We start from the raw sequence: 25,942 nt of genomic DNA on the forward strand, positions 1-25,942 counted from the left end.
AACTTCACCCTCCCCAGACCGACGTTTGGGGCGGTTCAGCCCGCGACAGCGTGGCTGGGGAGGGGTGAAGACTAACCGCACTAGACTCGGGACATCATGAAGAGCATCTCGCAACAGATTTGGGCCGAACGTTCATCGTATCGCAGGGCCTCGAACTCGGTGTCGTCGGCAACCTTTGGGTCTTCGTACCGGATCGGTATCCTCAGCTCGCAACCCATTACCAGCGGGCAAGCCTCGTCGGCTTGAGAGCAAGTCATCACTGCGCAGTAGCCTTGACTCGGATTGGGTGGATCGCCATAAGCCTTGGAGAAGCAAACCTGCGGTTCCGAGGAATCGGAGACATAAACACTGTAGCGTGGATTCGATGAACTGGGATCATCAGCAACAATTTTCAGTCCGCATCGCTGCATGGCGGCGACTGCTCGCGGATTAAAGGCTGTTGCCTCGGTGCCACCCGAAAACGTCTCCACGCCGACCAAGCCATAGTACTCGGCAGCGACTTGAGCCCAGATCTGAGAGAGATGACTGCGCCGTGAATTGTGGGTGCAGATGAAGGTCAGTTTGGCTGGCTTGGATTGGGACAAGCAGTCGCGAATGTAGTCCGCGACTTTAGCGAGATCATTCTTTCGGTCGTCAGGTATCGCATCAAATTCTGTGGCTCGTGCGTTTATGTATGCGAGCAGCTTTGGATAGAGTAAACCGGCGGATGGTGCAGGTTGTCTTACGGTCATTTTTTGTCTTTCTGCGGATTCCAGTTCAGTTAACGCGACGACGATCTGCAAATCTTTGAATACCTCTCGCCAATCGCCACCAACTTTACCCTCCCCAAACCGCGTTTGGGGAGGGTCAGCCCGCGATAGCGTGGCTGGGGAGGGGTGCACGCACGATTGATGGTCGATCAGCGGAAAGTGTCAATTTTCACAGTCGTTTCTTTTCCGTGGTTACCCACGGACCAAGTCCGTTTTTAGCATCTTGACGCTCGATGCGGAAGCGGCTAAGTTTGCATTGTGACGCAAATGTGCATTAAAAGAAAGCTGACCATGAGACCTCGAGACGCATCCCAATGTTGCAGTCCAATCGACGATTTGTTAGATGCGGGGTTATTCAAAGCTTTGGGTGAGCCGACGCGATTGAAATTGCTATCTTGCTTGACGAAATGTGGCAGGCCATGCTCGGTGACCGAATTGACCGAATGTTGTGCTGTTGATTTTTCGGTGGTATCTCGGCACTTGGGTGTGCTCGAGAAAGCAGGCGTTCTTACCGCCACAAAGGTAGGTCGCACTGTGTTTTATGAGGTGCGTTATAAGCACCTCATCGAATCGTTTCGCGGGCTAGCAAAGGTGATCGAAGGGTATCGTCCTAAGCGTGGAAATTCGAAGACTTAGGCGAGCGACATTTGCGAACTGGATTCAATCGCACCACTGCTAGAGCGCGCCAACCGCCTCCCAATCATTCTTACACGTTCGATTAACCCAACGGAAAGTAAATCAAGATGGACCAAGCGGAAAAGGCCGGAATCAGCTTCTTCGAAAAGAACCTAACCTATTGGGTTGCCCTCTGCATGGTAATTGGCGTTCTAGTGGGAAAATTCGTTCCTGCGATCCCAACATTTCTTGCGAAGTTCGAGTACGCGAATGTGTCGATTCCCATTGCCTTTTTGATTTGGTTGATGATTTATCCGATGATGATGAAGGTGGATTTTGCGAGCGTGAAGGACGTGGGTAAAAATCCCAAGGGGCTTTTTGTGACATGGATTGTAAACTGGCTGATCAAGCCTTTTACCATGTTTGGTATCGCCGCCTTCTTTTTTTATGTTGTCTTTAAGCCATGGATATCGCCGGAATTGGCCAAGGAGTACTTGGCGGGGGCCGTGCTACTGGGGGCGGCTCCTTGTACTGCGATGGTGTTTGTCTGGAGCCATTTAACACGTGGTAATGCAGCGTATACAGTCGTTCAAGTCGCAACCAACGACTTGATCATTTTGGTTGCTTTCACACCGATCGTCGCCTTCTTGCTCGGTATCGGCGGGATTGCGATTCCATGGATGACACTGATCGTTTCCGTGGTGCTCTTTGTGGTGGTGCCCTTGGTGGGAGGTGTGCTAACACGAAATTTGGTGATTCGTTCCAAGGGTCTAGAATACTTTCAAAATGCATTCCTTCCGAAGTTCAACAACATCACGATTACGGGACTGTTGCTGACGCTGGTCTTGATCTTTTCATTCCAAGGCGAAGTGATCGTTAATAATCCACTGCACATTGTTTTGATCGCTATTCCGTTAATTATCCAGACCGTATTGATATTCTTTCTGGCCTATGGAGTTTGTTACCAGCTTCGCTGTCGTCACGACATTGCCGCCCCCGCTGGGATGATTGGGGCGTCGAATTTCTTCGAGCTTTCTGTCGCCGTGGCGATCACACTCTTTGGAGCTTCCTCACCGGTCGTGCTGGCGACGATCGTCGGTGTGCTAGTGGAGGTCCCGGTGATGCTAGCGCTTGTCCGTTTCGCAAATCGGACCCGACGAAAATTTTGCGTTCGAGGAAAGCCGTTGAGTAGGGTCTTAGGCTAACGACGGAATTGTTCGTTGTGGACGGAATATCTCAATAAGTCCGTTTCGCCAAGTCTGAGCAGGTGCAGTCCTGATCGGTAGTAGCTTTCCTAGTCCTATCCGCCATGAGACTTTCAGGGTTTCGTCGATTGGTCACGTTGGTCATCCACGTAACAATCCAATCTATGACAGAGTAGCCCATGATTTCTCTATCACCTTGAAGTCCCAGGCTACAAGCTAACAGCGAAGTAGAAAATCACTAGGAAGGAAACGAGTCATGTTACAGTTAGCGATTGCATGTTTGGTAATTGCGTTGATCGCAGCGATCATGGGATTCGGAGGTATCGCGGGATCATTCGTGGGGGTCGCAAAGATTCTTTTTGTTGTTTTTCTTGCGCTAGCCGTTTTGTCCTACGTTTTCAGTGGAGCAAGGCGAGGACGAATCTTGGATTAGCCAGAGAACGTGTTTCCATGAGCTGTTCCACGACAACGCCACCAAACCAAATAGAAATAAGGATATTTATTAATGGAGAGTAACTATGTATCGAAATAGGAAGACCATGTGGTATCTCCTGGCAGCCTGCGCGGCTGTTGGTGTTACTATTGTCGTAAATCCGTCGGTCGCTCAGCAACGAACAGCAACAATCGACGATGAAGTTGAGATCCTCACTCGTGGACCAGTTCACGAGGCGTTTGCTGAGACGATTGTTTTCGATCCCGATCCCGGGCTTGTCATCCCAAAAATTCCGCCCGCTGCTATTGAGGAGCTTCCCCCAGAGTATCAACCGGAGGGGGACAATATCTCCTGGATTCCTGGTTATTGGGCATGGGATGATGATCGGGAGGATTTTATTTGGGTCAGTGGAATTTGGCGAGCTCTACCGCCTGATAGACAATGGATTCCAGGATATTGGGCATCGGCCGGCAAGGGAGCTCAATGGACGTCAGGATATTGGGCCGATGCCAATTTGGAAGAGATTGAGTATTTGCCAGAGCCACCGGCAACGGTTGAAGCAGGTCCTAATATACCGGCTCCTTCAGCAGAACATCGTTGGCTGCCCGGGAGTTGGGTTTGGCAACAGAACCTTTACGCGTGGCGACCCGGTTATTGGGCGCCTGGCCAGGAGGATTGGACTTGGATTCCGGCACGCTATGTTTGGACACCACGAGGCTATGTCTTCGTGAACGGTTACTACGATTACAACATAGATCGACGAGGTGTTTTGTACGCTCCCGTCTATTTCAGGTCCAGCGTCTATACTCAACGAAGCTTTCGCTATTCGCCCGTGACGGTTATCAGCCCGAGTGTGTTCACAAATCACCTGTTTTTGCGACCCAACTATGGCCATTACTATTTTGGCGACTACTACAGTACAAACTACGCAAATCAGGGCTTCTCACCGTGGTTTTCCTACCACAACCAGTTTTCAGGTTACGATCCTTTCTATGCCCAGCAACGATGGCAAAATCGCGCTGACCAACAATGGAAACAGCGTATGGAGACCGCTTACGAGCGCCGCCGAGACAATGAGCGTGAACGACCACCGCGCGACTTGAGGTCCCAACGCGAAAGACTTAATCGAGACGGAAGTGCTGTGGATGATAGTTTTCGTGTGGGCACGACATTGGAGGAACTGACTCAGGCTAAAACTATACTTAATCGTATTCAACCACTCGCTCCTGAAGCACGACAACAACTAGGCAGAAGGGGGGGGGAGATTCGCGCCTTGAACGAACAACGACTCAAATTGGAATCGGAAGTCTCTGGTCGCACCGGTAGACCGCCGGATGGCACTGCGGCACCGGGACGAATTCGAATTCCCCGATCGACAATTATTGGGGCACCGATCAAAAAACTCGAGCCTGGTAAAGCTCCACCGAAAGTCCTCACGGTACCGCCTGCGGACCCTAAAATCCAACCGAAACCGCGACCACCCCGAGTTGATAAGATTGTTCCGCCGGTGCGAGGCAAGGGGAAAGAAGGAGAGGGGCGCGGCAAAGATGGTAAAAAAGACGACGGTGCTGGCGAAGGAGGAGGATATCCATCATGAGGCGATTACTAATCATTGTGTTTCTGATCTTGGTTGTTATTGTAGCCGGAGGCTTCTACCAAGGGTGGTTTACTGTATCGAGTCCGGTTGGCATCGAAGGGGATAAAAAGAACATCAATTTGGAGATCGACAGTGGCAAAATGAAGGAGGATGCCGACGCTCTAACGACAAAAGCGAAGGAACTAACCGACAACGCCACAGGTAGCAATCGTGAGGTTGACGACAAGTGACCTCGTTGGGCTGGTTCAACGAAGCCACCCTTCCCTAGCGGAAACCCGCCGAGGATCCCCACCTGGGAGGTAAACAAATAACCGTTTAATCGAGCGACGGGTAAAATTCTACCAATAATTCCTTCGTACGATGGACTTCCAGTCCGTCGTACGTGGTATATTTCCATCTGCTGTTCGCCTTACCTCCTTTTTATTCGTGCCATACAAGTAAAAGTATCTACCAAAAGATGATTCGCCGACTTGAGTCACAGTGTGCGGAATAAACCGGTAGGCAATTGGAATCTCTCAACTCAACTATGGTGTATAGAACAATGATGATCAACAGTACAAACGTTATTCGGTTTTACAATATTTATTTACCGACCCGCTTTAGTAGGTGGTGTCGGTTGGCCGCAGCATTCTGTTTTATGGTGGCGATACTCCCGAATGTGTCCCATGCTAAATGGGGACTGAGAGGCAATAAGCCGCATGGCTTACACTCAACACATAGCTTTGGTTGTAGTGGAGGGTGCTACGGTTCCTCTGGTGCGAGGCTGATGCCTTACCAAAGTGCGTCAACGCAGACTGGATACGCAAATAGTCACTCGCAGACTACATTCGTCGCTCGCTTAAATTCGGGATTAACGACTGCGACGGATTTGGATAGGAATAGATCGCTAGATCTCATTGTCAAGGTTCCTTCTAATGATGGGTTCTATGTGAATTCTGAGATCGAGGAAAACAAAGAAGGCTCCCACAGGTTAGTCAACGTCAATCCGATGCAGGGACGCGACTACCATGTTATCGTTCGCGCTGAATCGGTGGATGCGAGTGGCAAACGAATTTTGGAAACAAAGCGGTTCTTTGTAAGGGCAGGTGAAACTGGGACTACGGAGCTCCTGATGAACGGTAGACCTGCGAAAGTCGTAGTATCGAGCCGGCAACCCGGAAACACGGATCGCTAGAGTTCCGAAGCATGTTTGGTCGCGTGTGACTAATTGCCTCGTCTCGCTTTCCCATTTGCCCTCATCGAAAAGTTCAGATGGTTTGCAGTCGGTAGATCGGTTAGGTGGCCCAGCTCCGACCGTGTTCGCTGAGGATCGCGAAAAGCGAAAGCGATTTGTGTAACCTTTTACCGACTCGCGGATCTACCCATGGGAACATTCAGAAATTCCCGGGACCTGCTAATTGTGGAAACTAAACAACGGTTTAATCAGCGTTGCGATGCGTATCACCGCAAGCTTCTTACTGCTTGCTGTCGTTTTCGTTGAACCGTAATTAACTCATGGTCTGGACAACGTCTGTCGATTGACGGACTCGCCCCACCGTAGAACCGTGGATAGTAACCGCAGCAAATCCTAACGAGAAAAGCAACAAAATGACCAAGACAAAGACGATTGAGAATCTTCAACGCGCGTTATCGATGGAACTTACCGCCATGCACCAGTATCAGCTTCATGCATGCGTTTTGGATGACTGGGGCATGGGTCTATTGGCGAATAAGATGAGGGAAGAGTTACAGGAAGAACTTGGTCATTCCGAAGAATTCCTAGTCAGAATACTGTTTCTGAAAGGTGACCCGAAGCTTGCACTGGAGAAGACACCGGTACGGGCGACATCGCTAAAGCACATGTTTGAAACGGACCTGGCTGATGAAAAAGCAGCGATCGATTTTTATACGACAGCATCCATTCAAGCGAGTGAAGAGCGAGATATTGGAACGCGGCAGCTCTTCGAACGAATCGCAGTGGACGAAGAGGGGCATGCGAGTTGGTTGGAATTACAGATCGACTTACTCAATCGCATGGGCGAGCCAGCGTATATCGCCAAGCATATGTCCACCAGCTCGGCAGAGTAGCTAACAGCCTACTGAATAAGGAACTGCCCCCTTACCGGCTGCCTTAACAAGTCGTAGTGTTTGTTCAACGAGCTGCCAGCTCGTGACACAACCGTATCATCAAATTAGAACGCTTCTAGTACTTTTGTCTTGGGGTTTTTGGCATGGTCCGCAAACTTGGTTTCCTTCTGTTAACATCGCTTGCTGTTCTGGGCCTCACCGTCTCGGACGTATCAGCGCAGGATCGGCCTGGTGCTGGCCGCGGTCAAGGATTTCGGGGCGGACGAGGCCCTGGGGCCGGTCTTGGGTTCGGCCAAGGTAGGCGAATGGCGAATCAAGTGGAGACAAAGGATAAAGCAGCCAAATCTGATGATCTCGCGTACCCGGCCATTGCCAATCATGGAGGCGTTGTTTCACTGCCTAATGCCGCCCAGCAACCCCGTTCGGGCACGAAGTTGCTGGTTGATCTAACGAGCGGAGGAGACCCGAACGAGCTTAATAGTGGGTTGGAGAAAGTGGCCAAGTACCTCAATATTTACGCTGGCGGTGGGGCGGAGCCAGCAAACGTGAAAATCGCTGTTGTCTTCCACGGCGAAGCAACACTCTCAGTACTTAACTCCAATGCCTATGCCGAAAAATTTAAGACAGTCGGAAATCCAAACCTAGGACTGCTTGGGCAACTGAACAACAATGGTGTTGAGCTTTATGTGTGTGGTCAGTCATTGATCTCCAAAGGTGCAAACCTCGAAGATGTCGCAACGTTTGTCAAGCCAGCCGTGTCGGCTTTGACGGCTGTCGTGAACTTGCAAGCGGACGGTTTTGCCTACGTTCCGATCGCAAGCTCTACACCCGTTACGAAGTCTGAGCCTCAAGAGACTGTTGCGAAAGTCGAAGAGCATGCCAGCGAGCATGGTGGCGAGCATGGTCCAATGCAGGGACGCGGAATGGGGCGTGGGCCAGGCGCGATGCCAGGCATGCGGGAAGACATGACAACTTTGCATGCTATGTTCGCGGATCGTGAAAAGATTAAGCGAACCGTCACTGACTTAGCGGATGGAGCTGAGGCAGTAACGGAATCCGATGACGAAGCGATTGCGAAATTGCTAAAAGAGCATGTACCAGCTATGGAAGACCGCGTTGTTGACAACAAGCCGTTGCCCCCTATGACGTTTCATCCGATCTTCGTCGAGCTCATTAAGCATGCCGATGACTACACGCTGACCTACGAAGAAACCGAAAAGGGGATAAAGGTCCGTTACCAGTCGGATGACCCGTATGTCGTCATGTTGGTGCAGGAGCATGCGAAATTGGTCAGTCGCTTCATTAAAAACGGTATGGAAGAAATTCACGCACCCTATGAACTTCCCACTCGAAAATAAGACAACTCGATGTCAATCTAGCCTGCGAACCACACGCTCCAGTCGGACGAGCCGACTGGGGGCGGCAAATAAAGCCCCCCGATGGGCTCGCCCCATCGGAGCCAACGGTTCGCAGCTAGACCGCACCAGCAACACCACCAGACCCCGACGGGCTTGCCCCGTCCGGTGAATTAGGTTTCTGAGCTAGCCGGTACACATCCGCCACCAATGGCGGTTTCCATGTAGAATGCCGAGGACTACTCCATGGTTCCTAGTTCAGATTCCTAGTTCACGTTGGTCTAAATGAACGATATCACGCAGATTCTAAAGCAGATCGAAGACGGAGATTCTTTGGCTGCAGGCCGACTTATGCCGTTAGTATATGAAGAGCTGAGGAAACTAGCTGCCTCTCGCCTGGCATCGGAGCGGTCGGACCACACTTTGCAAGCAACAGCTCTAGTTCATGAAGCCTATTTGAGGCTGGTGGATTCGGAACAAGCTTGGCAGGGCCGAGCTCACTTCTTTGCGGCGGCAGCCAACTCCATGCGTCAGATCTTGGTCAACTGGGCTTTGGCAAAGCGCGCGAACAAACGCGGCGGTAGTGTCCGGCGGGTGGACATGGAGGATCTGGCTGACGGGTTTTCTACCGACCCGGACCTGATCTTGGATCTGGATGAAGCATTGACGCGTTTGGCGGCTGAGGATTCCGTGGCTGCCGAGCTGGTCAAGCTACGGCTCTTTGGCGGCCTGTCCGTAACAGAGGCAGGTCAATCGCTAAACCTATCTCGCACCGAGGCTTACGACAACTGGAAGTTCGCCCGAGCGTGGTTCGCTGCCACCAATCTTGGCTCAGTCGAAGAATAATTTCGAAATTCTGGACAAGATTGCAAACGGTTTTCTGGATTGACTGAGGACGACAACAGATTTTCATTTGTCGTTATTGGTCATGTAGAGAGATCGTCAACTCGATGGTAAAATGATTTGCATGACAACAATCGCTGAAATCGAAAAAGCAATAGAGCAATTGCCATTGCCTCAAATTGAAGAACTCGCGCGATGGCTGGATGATTATCGTTCGAGAAGGAGTTCGCCAGCGGACGTCGAAACGTGGTTGACGCAAGCTCGGGGGGCAAGTCAGTCGGGGGTGACGACGGCAGATGTAATGACACTGACTCGCGGTGAGGAATGAGTGGATTTCTATTTGATGCAAATGTGTTGCTCGATATCGCCACTGCAGATGTGACATGGCTGACTTGGTCCGAGGGGCAATTTCGAGTCGCGGCAGCTAGTGGGCCGGTTCTTATAAACCCATTGATCTACGCAGAGCTCGCGCCAGCATTTACCACCCAACTGGCACTCGACCGGTGGCTCGATCCATCGATATTTGCGAGGCTTCCTTTGCCTTACGGGGCAGGGTGGTTAGCGGCCCAAGCGTTTGTAAAGTATCGACGGGCTGGTGGGGCCAGAAGTTCTCCGCTTCCCGATTTCTATATTGGAGCTCATGCGGAGATAAGCAATCTGACTTTGGTAACGCGGGATGCCACCCGATACCGCAATTACTTTCCAGCCGTCTCCCTCATCACGCCCTAATTCTTCGAGCTTGGATGAATCGGTGGCGCACCCGATACCTATTGGCTATACCTCGTAGCCCAAAACGGTCACTGAGACGGGGCGCTAAACCCTAATCGCACCGAGGCTTACGACAACTGGAAGTTCGCCCGAGCGTGGTTCGCTGCGACCAATCTTGGCTCAGTCGAGGAATAATTTCAAAATTCTCCGGACGGTTCAGAGCTGTTTCTTGCATTGATCAATGCCAAGCAGAATTTTCTCCACACAGCAGTTCATTTTTGAACGAGGATCACCGTCATGTTTCGAAACTCCCGCCGTAAACTCGCAGAACTACTCAATCCAACGATCAAAAAGACGTCGGGTAAGCGCTTAAGCGTCAACGCGGGCAAACCTTCCGGAAAAACAAGAACAGGTCGGAAGCTCGTAGCTGAACAACTCGAGGCCAGAAACCTGTTTGCGGGCTTGGTGTTCGAATCAGTCATCACCACGGAAAGCGACTATCCTGTCGGGAAATCGTATGCATATACAGTCGCCGCTGATTCTGCTGGCAATACGTTCATGGGCGGCATTTTTGAAGGCACCGTCGATTTTGATCGAAACGCCATCCAGCCCGGCAATCAGGATATTTTAACGGTAGAGCCTAATGGAAGCGGTGGTTTCAACGGATTTATTGCCAAGTACGATTCACAAGGACAGTTTGTCTGGGTGAAGCGGATGGATGGTTCAGCCCTTGGTTTGGAAGTGGACAGCAGCGGAAACCTGTATGTCGGTGGCGAATTCTCGAATAGCGCAAACTTTGGTCCTTTTACGCTCAACAGCCTTGGCGGATCCGATCAGTTCGCAGCCAAGTTGGACCAGAACGGTAATTACATGTGGGCAATTAACTGGGGTACGGCAGACCCTGAAACATTTAGTGATATGGTTCTGGACGACGACGGCAATCTTACCATTGCGGGACGCTCGCGACCAAGTGGCCCTTCTTCCACGCCTGGAATAACGCAGTTGCGCCAGTTGAACAGTCAGGGACAGGTCGTTTGGACTGGAGATTTCGCCGCACAGCGTGCCATCGTTAATAGTTTGGCAGTCGATGCTAGTGGTGATATTTACTGGGCAGGTACTTTCAGAGAGTCCGTTGATTTGGATCCCGGATCCGCGGTGCAGTTGTTTACTGCATCGGCAGCATCGAGCAGTAGTTTCGTTGCAAAACTATCAGTCAACGGGGAATTCCAATGGGCCACAACGTTTGACTCCGATACATCCATTGATCCAAATTCGCTAGTACTTGCGCCCGTTGTCGCAATTGGGAATGATGGCTTCGTCACTGCGTTAGGTTCTTATCGAGGCAATGTTCGTGTCTCGTCGAACAGCGGACTGTCACTTCCTTATTCCAATTCCGATAAAGGGTATTTGGCAAAGCTAAATTCGGCGAATGGCGGGGTTGCCACTATCTCTGCCTATGGCGGGAGTCTCGGATCGATCAGAGGACTTATTGCAACATCTGATGGATACGCAGCAGTGGGTTCGACGGGGGGAACGGGAGGATTCAATCCAACTCCAAATATTTCGCTCGCAGGAAAAGGCAGCAACGATGTGTGGATCATGGCGCTTGATGGTCAAGGATCCATCACGTGGGCTGGATTGGTAGGTGGAACAAGCATCGATAGCGCACACGACCTAGCTCAGGATGCAACCGGAAAATTACTGGTTACCGGCTTTTCGGCTTCAACGTTGTTCGACTTTGACCCACATCCGTCGCTGTCTTACGATGTTTCACGACCTGCCTCGTTCGTTCTGAAGGTAAAGCCGATGTTGGCGACTAAGTTCTATGTAGTTGACGATGCATCAAACGATCGCACGTTCGAATATGCCGCCGACCATAGTTCGGTCGAAAACTACTCGCTCAACAGCGGCAACTCAGCACCACGTGGTGCTGCCAGCACGGTTGCAGGGGACAAGGTGTGGGTCGTCGATGCCAACAAGAAAGTCTATGTCTACAACAACAGCGGTACTCTTCTGGGTTCATGGACAGCCGGTTCCGTGGCTTCCAATGCCACGATCGAAGGGATAACCACTAACGGCACCGACGTTTGGTTGGTCGATGCCCGTCAAGACCGAGTCTACCGCTATACAAACGCCGCTAGCCGACTTTCAGGGAGTCAAAACGCTGCCAGTAATTTCGCTCTCAACAGCGGCAATCTCAATCCGAAAGATATCGTGACCGATGGCACAAACATTTGGGTGGTCAATGACAGCACAACCGATAAAGTCTTTAAGTACACGATGACCGGTGCTCTGGTAGGAAGCTGGACCATCGACTCGGCGAACAAAGCACCTACCGGCCTAACGATTGACCCTTCCGGAGCCAGCCAGAGCATCTGGATTGTCGATAACGGTACTGATCGCGTCTACGAGTACACGAATGCTCGCAGTCGAAATTCCGGTAGCCAATCAGCCTCGCTCAGCTTTGCCCTAGCGGCTGGAAATACGAACCCCCAAGGTATCGCAGATCCTCCGGCTCCATCGTCGGCTGCCGTGACTGCCGTTGCTGCGACATTCGAGCATACGAATCCCTTTATAGCCGACGAACAGGGACTCAGCGCGCAAATGCTGGGTGGTTCCCGTTCACTCGATCTCGCAGCCAGCCCCCTTTTCGAGCTGGCACGACGATCTGGCGAGAATCGGATGGAGACCATTCGTAGTCACGAGCGAGGGGATCGGGTAGTCGCTGTCCCCACGTCCCTCGTCCCATTTCTAAGTTCACCAATCGCAGCCCCCGCCGCTAATGTTGACGCGGTAGACGAAGCCTTTGCCGGTCTCGATTCACTTTTTGATGATAACGAAGACGAGTCTCTATGGTCCCCCTTGGAGGCATCTATTACAGGATCGCGAATGGGCTAGCCTAACGGACCGATTTACGAACCCTCGGTGCCCGGGGCAACCGAACATAGCCACCCTCACGCCCGTGGCTATGCTTCGGGTTATGATGAAAGCGAAACAGTGTGAACAAATCATGGCGATTTCACCAACGACCCTTCGAATCTAACTTGTTACTGGTATCGATGACTCGTGAAAAACACCGACGTAGAAAAACTCTCCGCCAAAGCGATCTTTCTTCTAGCCTCTGGGATTAAGAACGACACCGAGCGAGATGTCATCATCAACGAGCATTGCGGTGCCGATCTCGAATTGCAGAAGCAGGTTCATAGGCTTCTAGCCGCAATAGCTAAGAACGATGGAGACAGTCCGCTGGATGCCATTGTGGATGCTTTCGGCCCTGAAGAAACGCACATGGCCTCGGACAAGGTTGGGCGGGACGAGGCCTCCCCCACCGCCTCCCCCACCATGGATTTCCAAGATCGAATCGACGGTCGCCAGATAGGTTTGTACAAGCTTCTGGAACAGATCGGTCAAGGCGGTTTCGGTACGGTCTACATGGCTGAACAGACATCGCCTGTTCGTCGCAAGGTAGCATTGAAGATTCTGAAGCCCGGCATGGATTCGCGCGAAGTCATCGCCCGCTTCGAAGCCGAACGGCAGGCGCTGGCCATGATGGACCATCCCAACATCGCCCGCATCTATGATGGAGGAGCGACCGAGAGCGGTCGCCCTTATTTCGTGATGGAGCTGGTTCGTGGAATACCGATCACGGACTACTGCGATGAAGCTCGATTGACGACCGAGGAACGTCTCTCGCTATTCTCAGATGTCTGCCGTGCTGTCCAGCACGCCCATCAGAAAGGTATTATTCATCGCGACTTGAAACCTTCTAACGTGTTGGTCACGATGCACGATGACAAGGCGGTGGTCAAGGTGATTGACTTTGGGATCGCCAAAGCACTGAGTCAGCAGCTCACCGAACGGACGCTGTTTACCGGTTATCAGCAAATGCTAGGGACGCCGCTGTACATGAGTCCCGAGCAAGCTCAAATGAACGGGATCGACATCGATACGCGCAGCGATGTGTACTCGCTCGGTGTCATGTTGTATGAGTTGCTGACTGGGACAACTCCTTTTGATAAAGAGACGCTGGACAAAGCAGGCTTCGACGACATGCGTCGCATCATTAGAGAGCAGGAACCGCCGCGACCTAGTGCACGCATCACCACGATGCAGGCACAGGCTCGATCCACCATAGCCGACAGACGCCGTATCGATCAGCGACGCGTGAGTGAACAATTGCGAGGTGAACTGGACTGGATCGTCATGAAAGCTCTGGAGAAAAATCGCAATCGCCGTTACGACTCTGCCAGCGACTTTGCTGCGGATGTGCAAAGGTATCTCGACGGCGTGGTCGTGAATGCTTGCCCGCCGACGCTGGCTTATCGGTTTCGAAAGCTAGCGCAGCGAAATCGCGGTATACTGACCACGGTCAGTCTACTTACATTGACCATGCTCATCGGAACGGGTGTAAGCTTATGGCAAGCCGTCCAGGCCAATGCGGCACGCCAACTTGCCGACGAGCGGCTGGACGATTCCAAAGAGGCATTTCAGATCGCAGTCGACGAACGCGAACGAGCCACAGAAAACTACGAGCGAGCCAGGAAAGCTGTGGATCAAATGCTGACTCGCGTGGCCGACACCGAGTTATCGCGCATCCCAGAAATGGCCGAAATTCGAACCCGCCTTCTAGAGGACGCTACGGCTTTCTACACCGAGCTGCTAAAGCTGAATCCCCGCGATGCCAAAGCGTATTTCGAACGGGGAAAAGTCTTCGGGCTACTGGGTAAGTTTGATAAGGTACGGTTGGATTTAGAGAAGGCCATTGAACTAGAGCCTGACAATGCAGAGTACCATCGGACCATTGCATCGTTTCTGGCATTTTGTATTGATGTTATGTTTGAGGATGCCGATACCGCTCTTCTTCATGCCAAGTGGGCCGTAAGACTAGAACCTGAATCATCACCATGTCACAGCCTGTTAGCAGGGGTCTATCTCTATCCGCATAAAGATTCGGTTAACGCCGAGAAGGAATATCTGAGGGCTGCGGAGCTTAGTCAAAATGACCAAGAGAAATACCGGTGCCTGCTGAGGGCTGCAAGTGCGGGAAAACGTTATCGCGATGTTGTGGAATTATCACGAAACCTAGATCCTGAACTTCCCGAATCGCAACTAGCGTTACGACGGGTTGCGGAAGCTCATTACCAATTGGGTGAATACGAACAAGCGATCAAAGTTGCCACTCTGGCTATAGCCAATGGTCGAATCCGCCGCGTGGATTCCGCCAATTGGGACGTGCCAACTATCTTCACAGAACGCTCGGATTCCTATGTGAAACTTGGGATGTTTCAAGAGGCCCTGGCAGACTTGAATCAGGCATTGAAACTGAGTCCTTTTCGATCATTCGAGTACAAACGTCGCGCTTTAGTTCATTTTGAACTGCAAAAGTTTCCAGAGGCTCTCGCGGATCTGGTAAAGGCCGTCGAATTGCTGCCCGCAGAGTTAACGGCAATCACATGGATTCCAGTAGAACTCATCGCCACATGTCCAGACGAGGATTTTCGCCAGGGCTATTTAGATTTACTGGATCGAGCGGTGGAACTAAACAATCGGTCGACTGAGTGTCTGAAAGCTCGCGGCATGGCTTTGATTGCTCTTGGCGAATTTACACGAGCCTGGCCAGATCTTAAGGCCACATTCCAAGCAGAAGGCTTGAGCTACCACGAGCAGTATCAAACGGCATTACTGAGTCTGAACGTTGGCGATCGATCGTTCTACGCAACAGCCTGCAATAAAATGCTCAAAGCGTTTTCGAATTCCGATGTCCAAGACGCACGATATTTTACCGTATGGAGTTGTGTGTTGGCACCCAACGCCTTCGTCGATTACACCCAGGTCATTGCAATGTGCCGCGAGAACCATGAGAAGGACCCCACCGACACGCGTTTCGTCAACGCTTTGGGGGCGGTTTTCATGCGGGCAGGCCAGTATCCAGAGGCCAAACAGTCGCTCGAGGAAACGCTCGCGGCATCCGACCCAGAAAAGACTCTATCAACTTACTACAGCTATTTCCTGGCCATGACGCACCATCATTTAGGCGATCAGGAAGCCTCACGGGAATGGCTGCAACGGGCGAATACGCTTGCCGACGAGGAGGTCGGAAAATCACCAGCCTGGAATCGCCGACTGACGATCGAATTGTTGCGCAAGGAAGCGGAAGATTTGATTCTTAATGCGAACCCACGCTAAGCGAGACACGAGTCACCAAAGTCGGACAGGCGCCAAACATTGCGAAGATCGTTGCCAATTGGCCAGAAGCGGAGCGAGCGAATCAGATTGACCAATTGTTAACACTCCTCGAGGCGGCTGCGAAACGCGGTGCAAAAGCGACGGCAAAGGAGTTAAAAGAGCGAGCTAATATCCTCACCTGCTTAGTTGTGTTGTCAGATAAATTGTCCGCGGCGCAAAAGTCAAGGTTTATATGGACTACCGCGACCTTCTCACACACACCCGTAGAATTAATGATCTCGGAAATACCCATTGAAAAACTACGCATCACTTGACAGGAAATGGTTGTTGCCAATGATAGCCAACAACTTCTCGCAAACAGGACTCAGCGTGATCAGAAAGATCCCGATCAATTCGCGGTCGACGTATTAAAGTGACTAACGCAAGCAGGTTTTAAAGATAAGTTTCTCACTAGGATAGAACTCGTGCTGCAAATCGATTGCATCCCCAATTTTACACAAAGGAATCAGATTGCTACGTGCTATTAAACTACCGGTGTTTGTTATTGTGCTTGTGTGCTAAAGCTCAATTGCCAGATCACAGGAATCGGTTGATGTATTGAAACTACGAATCGATCTTTTGGAGGCAAAGATCCAGTTGCTAGAGCAAACGATCAACACATCAGTCGCCGAGCGCGATGCGGACAACAAGCCATCGGGTTCCTCGAGCAATTCCAGTTTGGCACCTCCGGCTGAGAATAACGTTGATCCGTTTCGAGTTGTTGTCGTATGGGTTGGTGATGCGAAGTACGCCGACCGAACCGCCAAGTTGGCATTTTCCATTTCCGCACGCGCAAGCACATCTGTAATTGCTTTCATGGGCAAGACACGGTCTCCGGCTAGCTGTTGGCTAACTCGCTTTAAAATAACACCATTTGTAGTGGACATGCTCGCTAGGCTCCATCTCCCCCTCTGGAATAAAGTCGTCCTGCGTCATCCTCCAGAACGGGTGAGCCGCCGTGACTCCCAAGATTAATCTCGTGCTGGCCGAATCGTGGCCACCAGCTCCGCGAACCCCACAGCCCCCAGTTCCGGTATCTCCAGCCAGATCTCGTCCCTGTGGCTTGGTCTTTGGCCGTCCCCTTCTTTACTTTCAGTCCTTTTGCAGCATCCGCGAAACGTTACGACCTTGCCATTGGCTGATCGAGCGAATAAAATCTACAAAAACGTAGAGTTTTCTACGCAAGATGAAATGAACGAGGGACAGATGAACTCATCGACACAGATATCGGCCAATATATCTGACGAAACGCGACAACTGCTGGAGCGGTACGTGGCTGCGCATGGCGTAAAAAAGTCTCACTTAATCGAAACGGCTGTGCTTCATCATCTGAGTGCTCTGGACTCCATTCCCGCAGACCTGATCATTCCGCCGGTCATCGAAGTTTCTCGAGCAACTGGCAAGGATATTCTCGATCGCATCAAGAAACCTAAGCCAGCAACAGATGCCATGCGAGCCCTGTTCGGTGATTGATGCTCGATGATAGAGATCCGTGCGCTACGACCTGACGACAAACGCGACGACTTCCATTGTGGCGATATCGAATTGGATCGCTTCTTCCAAAAATTCGCTGGCCAGAATCAGTTTCGGTTACACATCGGGACTACCTATGTGGCCGTTCGCGAGTCAAAAATACTCGGGTTTGCAACATTATCGGCAACTTCGATCACGATCAAAGACTTGCCGAAATCTACCCGAAAACAATTACCGAATTATCCGCTACCCGCGTTAAGGTTGGCACCCCTGGCGGTTTCCGAAAAGGCACAGGGGCAAGGCATCGGCAAGCAACTTTTGAAAGCAGTCTTCGGAATCGCTCATGAGATGGCAGACCGCACGGGATGCGTCGCTGTGGTGGTCGACGCGAAACCTGCAGCAGTCGAGTTTTACAAACGTTATGGATTCGAAGAGCTTGAAATTGTATCGGGTGCGCTGGGAGATCGCCCAGCGCCAATCCCAATGATCCTAACTTTGGGTTCTATACCACGAGCCTAGCGCTTACCCGATAGCAGGTATGCCGCAGCCACAACGCGTGAAGCGCGAGAGGAACTAGGCGTAGTCCCTGATTTCAATGATAAGGCGTCGCGTACGTTCTTCAGAGGCGCTTCTGCAAAGCGAACCAGCCAATCCAACGCATCATCATTTTCAAACGGTTCCACTCCGAAACTACCCATTTTTACGCCTCTTAGTCAAACTAAGAAAATTAATTAGCGTGGATTAATACAGGTCTGTCTTCGGGTCACGCTTGCGATCCAAGAATTTTCGAGATACGCTAGAACAGCTGTTACAGCACTGAGGAATTTCTCAAGTACCTTAAACGGATGTCGGCTATTAATGGAGTAACAACTCCCTTGTTTCGTAAAGCTTTCGGGGTTGAATTGGCCTCAATTCGCTCTATGAGGTATTAGAAATGACCGCCAAATTCAGCTCTTAGAGGCTCTGTCCAAAGCGGCGCAAGTCCTGTCGGACGAGACGATTTCTTCGCAACTGAAGCTTTTTTACCCAGCGACCTTTTATTCTTCCGCGATTAGAATTCCTAAGCCCTGCGTCGGCAAGCTGTTTCCAAATTTGATCGCCACAGTTAGCTTTGCCCGACGGTATCGCCAGCGTCGTCGACTCCAGTTCGGCAGCGAACCAACTCGAACGTCGTAGCAACGTGACGGTGACCGCACCCGGGCGGAGGCTCGGACTCTGCCTTGTGGAAAACCCGATCTGCTCGACGGTACCGGACACGCTCCACATTGGACCCCAACGATCTCTTCCCATCGGAGCCAAAGGGCACAGCTAGAAAGCAGAAAGCTTAACCCGTTCGCTACGGTTAGGCTTCCCTGCGTCGGATTCGTTCCTGACGTTGACTTGCAGCAATCTTGATGTTCTCAGGTAGTCCAGGCATCTTTAAGACCTTGGCTAGGTCCTCCGCAGCCTTTTCGTTTTCTTGAATGGCGGAGTAAGCAAGCGATCTATTGAAGAGTGCCATTCCCAGCACATCTTTCGGCAGTCCTTCCGTTTTGATCGCAGCAGTGTAGTCCTGAATCGCACCTGCGAAGTCACCTTTGTCGGCTTTCAACATTCCGCTACGGTACGGAGCAAGATGCTTCCCGCGACGTGAAAATTTAGTCTTTAGCCAATCCAATATGCCCATACCACGCAACTCGCTTTACTGAAAACTGACTACGGAATCCAAATATCGACACGCATCAAACTATCTGGCGGATACAGCGTACAGGGTGTTTGACGAGCGAATAAAAAGGGTTTCATCGCTAGCGGCTGATGTTGCCCAATATCGCGCGTTTTCCTCTGGTAACTGGTTGACTCGTACTAATTCCAACTTCGTACCTGGCTTGAGGACGAAAGTGTTTCCGTTCTCATCAGGACAGTAAACCAAGCCATTATAAAGCCATGGAGATGCCCAAAAAGCTCCCGCATCGGGCAGTCGATCTTGATACAACACGTTACCAGTTTTCGCGTCCACGCAACTCAACAAGCCGTTTCTCCCAGCCAGCAAAAAGATTTGATCGTCGACAAGCAACGGTGAAGATCTTTGAGGAGCGAATTTAGTCGTGCTCCACAAGATACTAGAATTGGACGTTTCACCATCCTTGAGACTTACGTCTCCCATTGCTCCGGCCTTGATCACCATCATCCCAGCACCATCACGGCCCTGATGACCTACCACCAAGAGATCGGCACTTGCAGATGGTGTCGAACTATAGCCTCCAACGCTTGACCTCGCTTGCCATAGTAATGTTCCATCCTTAGGATCATAGGATCGAATCGTCTTTCCAGCAGTGATGAGCTCCGATCGCAGACTGTTAGTCCAAATGATCGGGGATCCCCAATTAGATACCTCTTCTCGCTCTTGCCGCCAAACTTCGTTTCCAGTGACGAGATCGAGCGCGACGACAAACGACTTCTGTTCATTGTCCGCTTGTAAGAAAACCAAACCGTTGTGAATGATAGGTGAACTCGAGGTCCCCCATTCATTCTTCATGGGGAAGTTTCCGATATCCTTTTGCCAAAGTTCCTGTCCATTCAAATCGTAGCAAAAGACTCCCATCATTCCAAAATACGCAACAATGTGTGTACCATCGGTGGCCGGCGTTTCCGATGCGTAGGTGTTATCGCGATGCGTTCCCAGTCGTGGCTTACCTTGAAGAGCCTCTTTGGTCCAAAGAACATCTCCCGTTTCCGCATCGAGACAAAGTATCTTCCACTGGTGCTCCGAGTTCTTGTTTTTCTGACCGGACGAAACTGCAGTCGTGACAAATACTTTCTTGCCAACCACAATAGGTGCCGACCAACCTTCGCCAGGTATGTTCGTCTTCCATTTGATATTCGAATTCACTCCCCAAACTTCGGGGAGTTTCAAGTCTCGCACAATCCCGTTGCTATCAGGTCCGCGAAATTGCCACCAGTCATTCGCTATCGACTCGCTGCCAATCGCCACTAGGGTCAAAAAAAACAAGCCGCAGTATCTTCGCAACATCATCGGTTTTCCTGTGTGGGTTCGTTCCCCAAAATTAACCCAGCGGTGAGCTACAAACTTTGGGGTACATTCCATTTCGCCGCCCGTTATTGTATCCACCAACCAGCCGCTCAACGGGAGATTGATGAGGGCTTTTGGGAATTTTTCCCTTGCGGTAAATCTGAGTCGCTTGAAGGCGTGATGCCGCGATCCCCAATGTTTGCAGAGGGTGCGAACGAGAACTTTTGGTTAGCTCAAGTAAATCTGCTGAACAGTGATGTAAATCCCCACTGCTAAGATGCTGCCGCCGGTGATCCGCCGCAACCAAGTTTCGGCGCTCGTTACCTTCTTGAAGAATAGCGAGAATGATTGCTTGCCGAAGACGAGCAAAATTGCGAAAACCAAGACCGGAACTCCCGTGCCTATGCCATAGAGCACGGGTAGAAGAATGCTGGAGTCATTCTTCACGGCCAGCGGAATCAAGCTGCCAAAGAAGAGTGCGGCAGATACTGGGCAAAAGCTCAATGCGAACAACAATCCTAACAAGCCTGATCCAAATAGTCCCAGCTTTTCAAACTTCTCTCGCAGTTTCTGCATCCCCTTTCCTGAACTCATCGGTAATTCGATCAGTCCTAGCAGAATCATACCAACTACAATCAGTAGCGGCCCCAGAAACAGATTGAGGTACTTCTGCAACCATACTGCCAATCCCGGAGCGGATAGCAAGCTAGCAACTACCAGAGCCCCGAGGACGGTATAAGCAAGCACGCGTCCAAACGTGTAGAGCAAGCTAGAAAGAATCGTTTTCCACGACTGTCCTAAGCTGCGACTGACATAGGATATGGCTGCGATGTTGGTCGCCAGCGGGCAAGGACTGATCGAAGTCAAAATCCCGAGCCATAGTGCTGAACCAGCCGCTAACCAATAGCTATTCATGGCCGAGTCTCCTTGACCAACCGAAACGCCATAACGCCCGGTTCCGTTAGTGATAATCTTATGAACTGGTAACCGGAGGCAAACGCCCTGCGGCTGATTCTACGATGCCTTGAATTCCGACCAAGCTTGGTTGATGAAGGCTGTAAAGCCTACTTGATCGCTGGTGTGGTCCCAAACTTCTTCGAGGTTCTTCCACCGGACCACCTTGCCATCTTGGACTTCAACTAAGACGACCGTTGGCGCGAAAACCTTGAACTGATCGACAAGCGTTTCGTTTTCATTGGACGTGTAATCCGCAACGGTCCATGCGATTTTGCCAGATTCAATCTCTGGTGTTAGAGCTTCGTGTGAGAAGCTTTCAATTTTGCGGCAAGTCGGGCATCGGTGCGGCGCGTGGAAATAAACCGCGGTGAACTGGGTCTCGGCAAGTTTTGCATCAAGTGCAACAGAAGCATCTGCTGATTCTGCAAGGCTCGAGTTTGAATCCGCTTGCTGAGGTGTGGTACCAGATGGTGCAATTTTGCGAAATGCAACGGCGATGCTAACGGCAACAAAAGCCAGAAGTAGTACGCTAACAATGGTTTTGGTTTTCATGAGTGATTCTCCATTTTCTGTGATTGTTCAATAAACTGTTTGATTTCATCGGGCGAAGGTACGGTTCCTGCGGCAACGACTTTGCCATCGATCGCCAAAGCAGGCAATGCGGATGGGTTAAACTCGAGCACTTGCATGATGTCGTCGATTTTCTCGACCACGTCACCTGCTTGTCGTTCACTTGCTGCCGCCTGTGCATTCTTTAATAGGTAACCGCACTTCGAGCAGCCGGTACCGAGTACTTGGACTTTGGACATGTATGATGCTCCTTATGAGGTTAACCGGGGCTAATGCCCTGCGGCTGATGGAAGCGTGGCTAGCTCGGAATGAGTCAGTCGGCTGAGAGCCTCGAGTCCTGTGGGAGGCTTAATTTGCCATGGGATCATGGCGACGCGGCTGGCGTGAACATCGTGGACTTCGAGCAAGTACTTTTGCTCGTGCGATTGACGTTGTTTCATGAGCGGATCGGTAAGCGGTAAAGGGCTTAGTACTTGATTGATGACCCACGCGTAAGGCTCGATCTCGGCTCGTCGCAAGTCTCGTTGCAATGCCGCCGCTTCATGGACTGGAGTCGCTTCGGGCAGGGTGACGATGAGTACGCGAGTGAAGTTAGGATCTCGCAAACGCGGGAGCAGATTTTCAACGGCTTCCGGCATTTCGCTCGACTGTCGTGTGACTTCGCGGTGATAGGCAAGTGCCGAATCGAGTAGCAGAACGGTGTGCCCCGTCGGAGCTGTATCGAGTACGACAAACTTGTTCGTGCCAACGGCGACGGCATCCGCAAACGCCCGGAACACAGCGATTTCTTCGGTACAAGGGGACCGCAGATCCTCTTCCAACAATGCTTTGCCCTGTTCGTCGAGATTCTTTCCGGCTTTGCCTAAAACCTCAGCGGAATACTTGGAGGTTTCTGCCGCTGGATCAATCCGACTGACGGACAAATTCGGCAAGCTTTCATCGTTCATGGCCGCTGCAAGGTGAGCGGCTGGATCGGTGGTGGATAGATGCACTTCGTACCCACGCTCCGCAATCGCTACGGCGACCGCCGCCGCAACCGTGGTTTTGCCAACACCACCTTTGCCCATGGCCAGGATCACACCATGACCAGGAGCAACCAAATCATCGATCAACTCAGAAAGTTGCGAGAACTCCCCTCGTTTAACCGCGTTCCCAACGGGCCGCGCTGGCGAGTTAACCGCGTGTCCAACGGGCCGCGCTGCTACACCGCTATGCTGCGACTCCTCGCACTGTTGGTTAGCGCGGAGCGATGCCCACGCTGCCAAATCAGGTGCTGTTCCAAGTCTGCGAAGGGAATCGATTCCTAGCACTCCATCCGGACTGAGCGGAACAATGGTTTGCGGAAAGGCCTTCAATCCCTCTGGTATCGCGGTTAGTGCAACCGATCCGCGTTGCTCCAGCGCTACCGCGTAGGGATCGTTGGTATCGATCGCTTGAAATACCCCATTGATAACGAGATGCTGATTCTTCACCCCTAGCTCTGCCAATTCACCACTGGTTCGTGCAGCTTCACGCAGTGCGCTGGACTCCGCGCGAGCGACCAAGACCAAGGTTGTTGCTGTTGGATTACCAAGAGCTTTGACCGATTCTTGATAGAGTTTCTGTTGGTCTTGCAAGCCAGCTAAAGGCCCCAGGCAACTCGTACCCGTTGTGTTTTGCTCCATGAAGCCATCCCATGCGGAAGGCAAGGTCAACAATCGCAATGTGTGTCCCGTGGGGGCAGTATCGAAGATCACATGATCAAATTCAGCGGTCGCTGTTGGATCACCTAGCAAGCGCGAGAACTCATCGAATGCAGCGATCTCAAGTGTACATGATCCAGAAAATTGCTCCTCCATGCTCTTTATAGCCGCTTCAGGTAAAAGGCCTCGATAAGGTCCCACCATGCGTTCGCGATACTCGGCCGCAGCTTTTTCAGGATCGAGGTTCATTGCAAACAACGTTGCCATGGCTGGAATGGCCGTGGGGTGATTACCAAGCGTTACACCCAGCACCTCATCAAGATTGGATGCGGGGTCAGTCGAGACAAGCAAGACTTTCTTCCCAGCGTCGGCAAGCTTTACTGCGGTCGCACATGCCACCGATGTTTTGCCAACTCCACCTTTGCCCGTGAAGAACAAATTGCGAGTTGGATGCTCTAAAAATTTCATGATTCGTAAGGGGTAAGGGGTAAGGGGTAAGTTTGGGGAGAGTGAACAGTAGCGAGCCTTACACCTTTTCCCTTACGGCTCAAAGCTCTCTCAGCAGCAACCGGTCGTTCCGCAGCAGCCGCCACCTGCTTTGGCAACCGGTAGCAATTGTTTCGCGGGTGAGCCGTTGATCAAAGCGGTAAGCTCGTCGCGAGTGGGGTAAACTTTGCGACTAACGATTTCGCCATCAACGACAACGACTGGTAGAGAGTCGGTTCCCTCAGTGCTTAATACTTGATGGATGGTCTTGTTCTCAATGAACGCTTGTGGTTGCTGTGCCAGATTGTATCGTTCGACGGTGTGACCTTGACTCTTGAGCCAGTCCAGATCGGCCGCGAATTGAGGCAGAACGGGATCGACATCGGGACCACATATACCGGTCGAGCAACACATCGGTTTATCGTAGACTTGTACAGTTTTCATGGTTTTCTCCTTGGAGATCGGTTGAAGATTGGGGGCGCACGAAATGATCGTCGGCTCTACGAGAGCATCATCGACGCGGGGCGATGCGCACGAGGTTAAACCAGAAGTCAGCTTCAATGCATGGACTCGTACGCTGGCAGCATAGGCATTCGCATCAAATGATCGCATGATCGATGCGAGCCCATCGTGTAAAGACTTATCGTCTGTTTCACACGAACCACCGCCACAACATCCGCCATCGCTGGCCATGGCATAAGCATTCAGGTCCGCCCCCGTATCGGTAACGACCACGTCAGCGAATCCCGCTTGTTCCAGCAAGCTGCGATACTCGTCGATGAGAATGGCGCCCGAGATGCAGCCGACATAGGCTTCGACACTTTGCTTGACTTCGCTCGGCAGTTCTTGCTTGAGAGCAATGTCGCTCAGTGCCACTCGTCCCCCTGGTTTCAAAACTCGCAGAATCTCACGAAACACAGCCAGCTTATCTGGAACCAGGTTGATCACGCAGTTACTGATCACGCAATCGACTGAGTTGTCGGGGAGTGGCAGCTTATCGATGGTGGATTGATGGAACTCCACGTTCGTCAGGCCGAGCTTTTGTTGGCCAGCGCGAGCTCGCTCGAGCATCTCTGACGTCATGTCAATGCCGATGACGCGACCCGACGCGCCGACTTTGCGGGCAGCGAGAAACACATCCATGCCACCGCCGCACCCAAGGTCCACGACAACTTCGCCTTCACGAATGCCGGCTAGCGCTAGTGGGTTGCCACAGGACAATCCCATGTTAGCTTCGGCTGGCAGTTGACTTAGTTCCTCTTCGGAATAACCGAACGCCGACGCGATGGACCTGACCGCAGTGGACTCGTTAGAAAGCTCGCCGCGAGCCACGCCTGCGTATTGGTCGCGTACATCATCGATTATCATTCGCTCGTTCATTGTGTGCTCTTTATGCTTGCTATCGCCTATCGCCGAACAACGATAAGCGTGGTTAAAAATTTTTCGGTCAAGTTCGATTGTTTTCTGACTTACAACTCCGCAATTAGCTTCTTCAATTTGGCCATTGCCTCTTTGTTGATGCAGTAGCAAACGCGAGGCCCGTCGATTTCGCCCTGAACCAAACCCGTTTCCTTAAGGATTTTCAAATGCTGAGAGACGGTCGATTGAGCCAGTGGCATTTCCTCGACAATTTCGCCACACATGCACGAAGTTCGGTTGAGCAACAAACGCACGATTCGCACTCGAGCAGGATGGGCCAAGGCCCAAGCCAGTTTGGCCATATCTTCCGCCCATGCGACGTCCGGCAACGATAACTTTTCATCGGTTTCGCAGCACTTTTGCGTCTCTGCTTTCAAACGGACCATCGTCAAATCGCTTCGTAAACGGAATGTCTTTTCACTGGCCTATTGTTCATCGTCGATTAACGATACATCGCTGTAGCTTTTCTGTCAATGCTGATCTAAGAAAATGGCGGAAGTGAAGTGAAAACGGTCGAAGGAGGAATACACTTTCCAGTAAACTACGTC

27 protein-coding genes are annotated in these 25,942 nt (G+C 51.5%); 16 read left to right on the forward strand and 11 right to left on the reverse strand.

The window, feature by feature from the left end; all coding sequences use genetic code 11:
- Window positions 1–80: 80 nt before the first annotated feature.
- Window positions 81–881: a low molecular weight phosphatase family protein gene (locus SH449x_RS14255; RefSeq protein ID WP_482376738.1), complete on the reverse strand. Its 801-nt coding sequence runs from the start codon at window positions 879–881 to the stop codon at window positions 81–83.
- A 159-nt stretch (window positions 882–1,040) separates the two neighbouring features.
- On the opposite strand from SH449x_RS14255, the gene SH449x_RS14260 reads away from it, so the two are divergent.
- The 16 genes from SH449x_RS14260 to SH449x_RS14335 all read left to right on the forward strand — a co-directional run bounded on the left by SH449x_RS14260 (window position 1,041) and on the right by SH449x_RS14335 (window position 17,789).
- Window positions 1,041–1,385 carry an ArsR/SmtB family transcription factor gene (locus SH449x_RS14260; RefSeq protein ID WP_482376739.1) on the forward strand — a complete coding sequence of 115 codons (345 nt, stop codon included), beginning with the start codon at window positions 1,041–1,043 and terminating at the stop codon, window positions 1,383–1,385.
- Window positions 1,386–1,492: 107 nt separating this feature from the next.
- Entirely contained in the window at window positions 1,493–2,569 is a 1,077-nt protein-coding gene (arsB, locus tag SH449x_RS14265) for an ACR3 family arsenite efflux transporter (RefSeq protein WP_482376740.1), read from the forward strand.
- Window positions 2,570–2,825: 256 nt separating this feature from the next.
- Window positions 2,826–3,002 (forward strand): DUF1328 domain-containing protein, encoded by a 177-nt coding sequence (locus SH449x_RS14270; protein WP_482376741.1) that lies wholly within the window; start codon window positions 2,826–2,828, stop codon window positions 3,000–3,002.
- A gap of 85 nt (window positions 3,003–3,087) precedes the next feature.
- Window positions 3,088–4,599 (forward strand): hypothetical protein, encoded by a 1,512-nt coding sequence (locus SH449x_RS14275; RefSeq protein ID WP_482376742.1) that lies wholly within the window; start codon window positions 3,088–3,090, stop codon window positions 4,597–4,599.
- Window positions 4,596–4,829: a hypothetical protein gene (locus SH449x_RS14280; protein ID WP_482376743.1), complete on the forward strand. Its 234-nt coding sequence runs from the start codon at window positions 4,596–4,598 to the stop codon at window positions 4,827–4,829. Before SH449x_RS14275 ends, SH449x_RS14280 begins: the two co-directional genes overlap by 4 nt.
- 536 nt (window positions 4,830–5,365) lie before the next feature.
- Window positions 5,366–5,773: a hypothetical protein gene (locus SH449x_RS14285; protein WP_482376744.1), complete on the forward strand. Its 408-nt coding sequence runs from the start codon at window positions 5,366–5,368 to the stop codon at window positions 5,771–5,773.
- Between the two features lie 413 nt (window positions 5,774–6,186).
- Window positions 6,187–6,666: a bacterioferritin gene (locus tag SH449x_RS14290; RefSeq protein WP_482376745.1), complete on the forward strand. Its 480-nt coding sequence runs from the start codon at window positions 6,187–6,189 to the stop codon at window positions 6,664–6,666.
- A gap of 143 nt (window positions 6,667–6,809) precedes the next feature.
- A complete protein-coding gene (locus SH449x_RS14295) occupies window positions 6,810–8,024 on the forward strand; it encodes a DsrE family protein (RefSeq protein ID WP_482376746.1) in 1,215 nt (404 codons plus the stop codon).
- 282 nt (window positions 8,025–8,306) lie between these two features.
- Window positions 8,307–8,867: an ECF-type sigma factor gene (locus SH449x_RS14300; protein WP_482376747.1), complete on the forward strand. Its 561-nt coding sequence runs from the start codon at window positions 8,307–8,309 to the stop codon at window positions 8,865–8,867.
- A gap of 121 nt (window positions 8,868–8,988) precedes the next feature.
- Entirely contained in the window at window positions 8,989–9,192 is a 204-nt protein-coding gene (locus SH449x_RS14305) for a hypothetical protein (protein ID WP_482376748.1), read from the forward strand.
- Entirely contained in the window at window positions 9,189–9,593 is a 405-nt protein-coding gene (locus tag SH449x_RS14310; protein ID WP_482376749.1) for a type II toxin-antitoxin system VapC family toxin, read from the forward strand. The genes SH449x_RS14305 and SH449x_RS14310 overlap by 4 nt, the downstream gene beginning before the upstream one ends.
- Window positions 9,594–9,869: 276 nt before the next feature.
- Window positions 9,870–12,470 (forward strand): NHL repeat-containing protein, encoded by a 2,601-nt coding sequence (locus SH449x_RS14315; protein ID WP_482376750.1) that lies wholly within the window; start codon window positions 9,870–9,872, stop codon window positions 12,468–12,470.
- A gap of 168 nt (window positions 12,471–12,638) precedes the next feature.
- The gene (locus tag SH449x_RS14320; RefSeq protein ID WP_482376751.1) at window positions 12,639–15,758 is read left to right on the forward strand and encodes a protein kinase domain-containing protein; all 3,120 of its coding nucleotides are present in this window, start codon (window positions 12,639–12,641) and stop codon (window positions 15,756–15,758) included.
- A gap of 597 nt (window positions 15,759–16,355) precedes the next feature.
- Window positions 16,356–16,772: a hypothetical protein gene (locus SH449x_RS14325; protein ID WP_482376752.1), complete on the forward strand. Its 417-nt coding sequence runs from the start codon at window positions 16,356–16,358 to the stop codon at window positions 16,770–16,772.
- A gap of 231 nt (window positions 16,773–17,003) precedes the next feature.
- On the forward strand, window positions 17,004–17,270 hold the full coding sequence (locus SH449x_RS14330; protein WP_482376753.1) for a hypothetical protein: 267 nt from the start codon (window positions 17,004–17,006) through the stop codon (window positions 17,268–17,270).
- A gap of 6 nt (window positions 17,271–17,276) precedes the next feature.
- Complete coding sequence (locus tag SH449x_RS14335) at window positions 17,277–17,789, forward strand: GNAT family N-acetyltransferase (RefSeq protein ID WP_482376754.1); 513 nt, start codon at window positions 17,277–17,279, stop codon at window positions 17,787–17,789.
- On the opposite strand, the gene SH449x_RS14340 is transcribed toward SH449x_RS14335, so the two are convergent.
- The 10 genes from SH449x_RS14340 to SH449x_RS14385 form a co-directional block, all read right to left on the reverse strand.
- Window positions 17,786–17,968 (reverse strand): DUF4259 domain-containing protein, encoded by a 183-nt coding sequence (locus tag SH449x_RS14340; RefSeq protein WP_482376755.1) that lies wholly within the window; start codon window positions 17,966–17,968, stop codon window positions 17,786–17,788. The two genes, SH449x_RS14335 and SH449x_RS14340, sit on opposite strands and share 4 nt — an antisense overlap.
- A 256-nt stretch (window positions 17,969–18,224) precedes the next feature.
- Window positions 18,225–18,527 carry a hypothetical protein gene (locus SH449x_RS14345; RefSeq protein ID WP_482376756.1) on the reverse strand — a complete coding sequence of 101 codons (303 nt, stop codon included), beginning with the start codon at window positions 18,525–18,527 and terminating at the stop codon, window positions 18,225–18,227.
- Window positions 18,528–18,612: 85 nt separating this feature from the next.
- Window positions 18,613–18,864 (reverse strand): hypothetical protein, encoded by a 252-nt coding sequence (locus SH449x_RS14350; RefSeq protein WP_482376757.1) that lies wholly within the window; start codon window positions 18,862–18,864, stop codon window positions 18,613–18,615.
- Window positions 18,865–18,996: 132 nt separating this feature from the next.
- Window positions 18,997–20,283, reverse strand: coding sequence for an outer membrane protein assembly factor BamB family protein (locus SH449x_RS14355; protein WP_482376758.1), 1,287 nt, complete (start codon window positions 20,281–20,283; stop codon window positions 18,997–18,999).
- A 225-nt stretch (window positions 20,284–20,508) separates the two neighbouring features.
- Window positions 20,509–21,195, reverse strand: coding sequence for an aromatic aminobenezylarsenical efflux permease ArsG family transporter (locus SH449x_RS14360; RefSeq protein WP_482376759.1), 687 nt, complete (start codon window positions 21,193–21,195; stop codon window positions 20,509–20,511).
- Window positions 21,196–21,294: 99 nt separating this feature from the next.
- Window positions 21,295–21,789 carry a nitrophenyl compound nitroreductase subunit ArsF family protein gene (locus SH449x_RS14365; protein WP_482376760.1) on the reverse strand — a complete coding sequence of 165 codons (495 nt, stop codon included), beginning with the start codon at window positions 21,787–21,789 and terminating at the stop codon, window positions 21,295–21,297.
- On the reverse strand, window positions 21,786–22,046 hold the full coding sequence (locus tag SH449x_RS14370) for a thioredoxin family protein (RefSeq protein WP_482376761.1): 261 nt from the start codon (window positions 22,044–22,046) through the stop codon (window positions 21,786–21,788). Before SH449x_RS14370 ends, SH449x_RS14365 begins: the two co-directional genes overlap by 4 nt.
- A 30-nt stretch (window positions 22,047–22,076) precedes the next feature.
- A complete protein-coding gene (locus SH449x_RS14375) occupies window positions 22,077–23,957 on the reverse strand; it encodes a TRC40/GET3/ArsA family transport-energizing ATPase (RefSeq protein WP_482376762.1) in 1,881 nt (626 codons plus the stop codon).
- A 90-nt stretch (window positions 23,958–24,047) separates the two neighbouring features.
- Window positions 24,048–25,355, reverse strand: coding sequence for an arsenite efflux transporter metallochaperone ArsD (gene arsD / locus SH449x_RS14380; RefSeq protein ID WP_482376763.1), 1,308 nt, complete (start codon window positions 25,353–25,355; stop codon window positions 24,048–24,050).
- 89 nt (window positions 25,356–25,444) lie between these two features.
- Window positions 25,445–25,780: an ArsR/SmtB family transcription factor gene (locus tag SH449x_RS14385; RefSeq protein ID WP_482376764.1), complete on the reverse strand. Its 336-nt coding sequence runs from the start codon at window positions 25,778–25,780 to the stop codon at window positions 25,445–25,447.
- Window positions 25,781–25,942 lie beyond the last annotated feature (162 nt).

Origin of the sequence: Brakhagea baltica, from assembly GCF_052161605.1 — a bacterium.
Lineage (GTDB): Bacteria > Planctomycetota > Planctomycetia > Pirellulales > Pirellulaceae > JBKCUI01.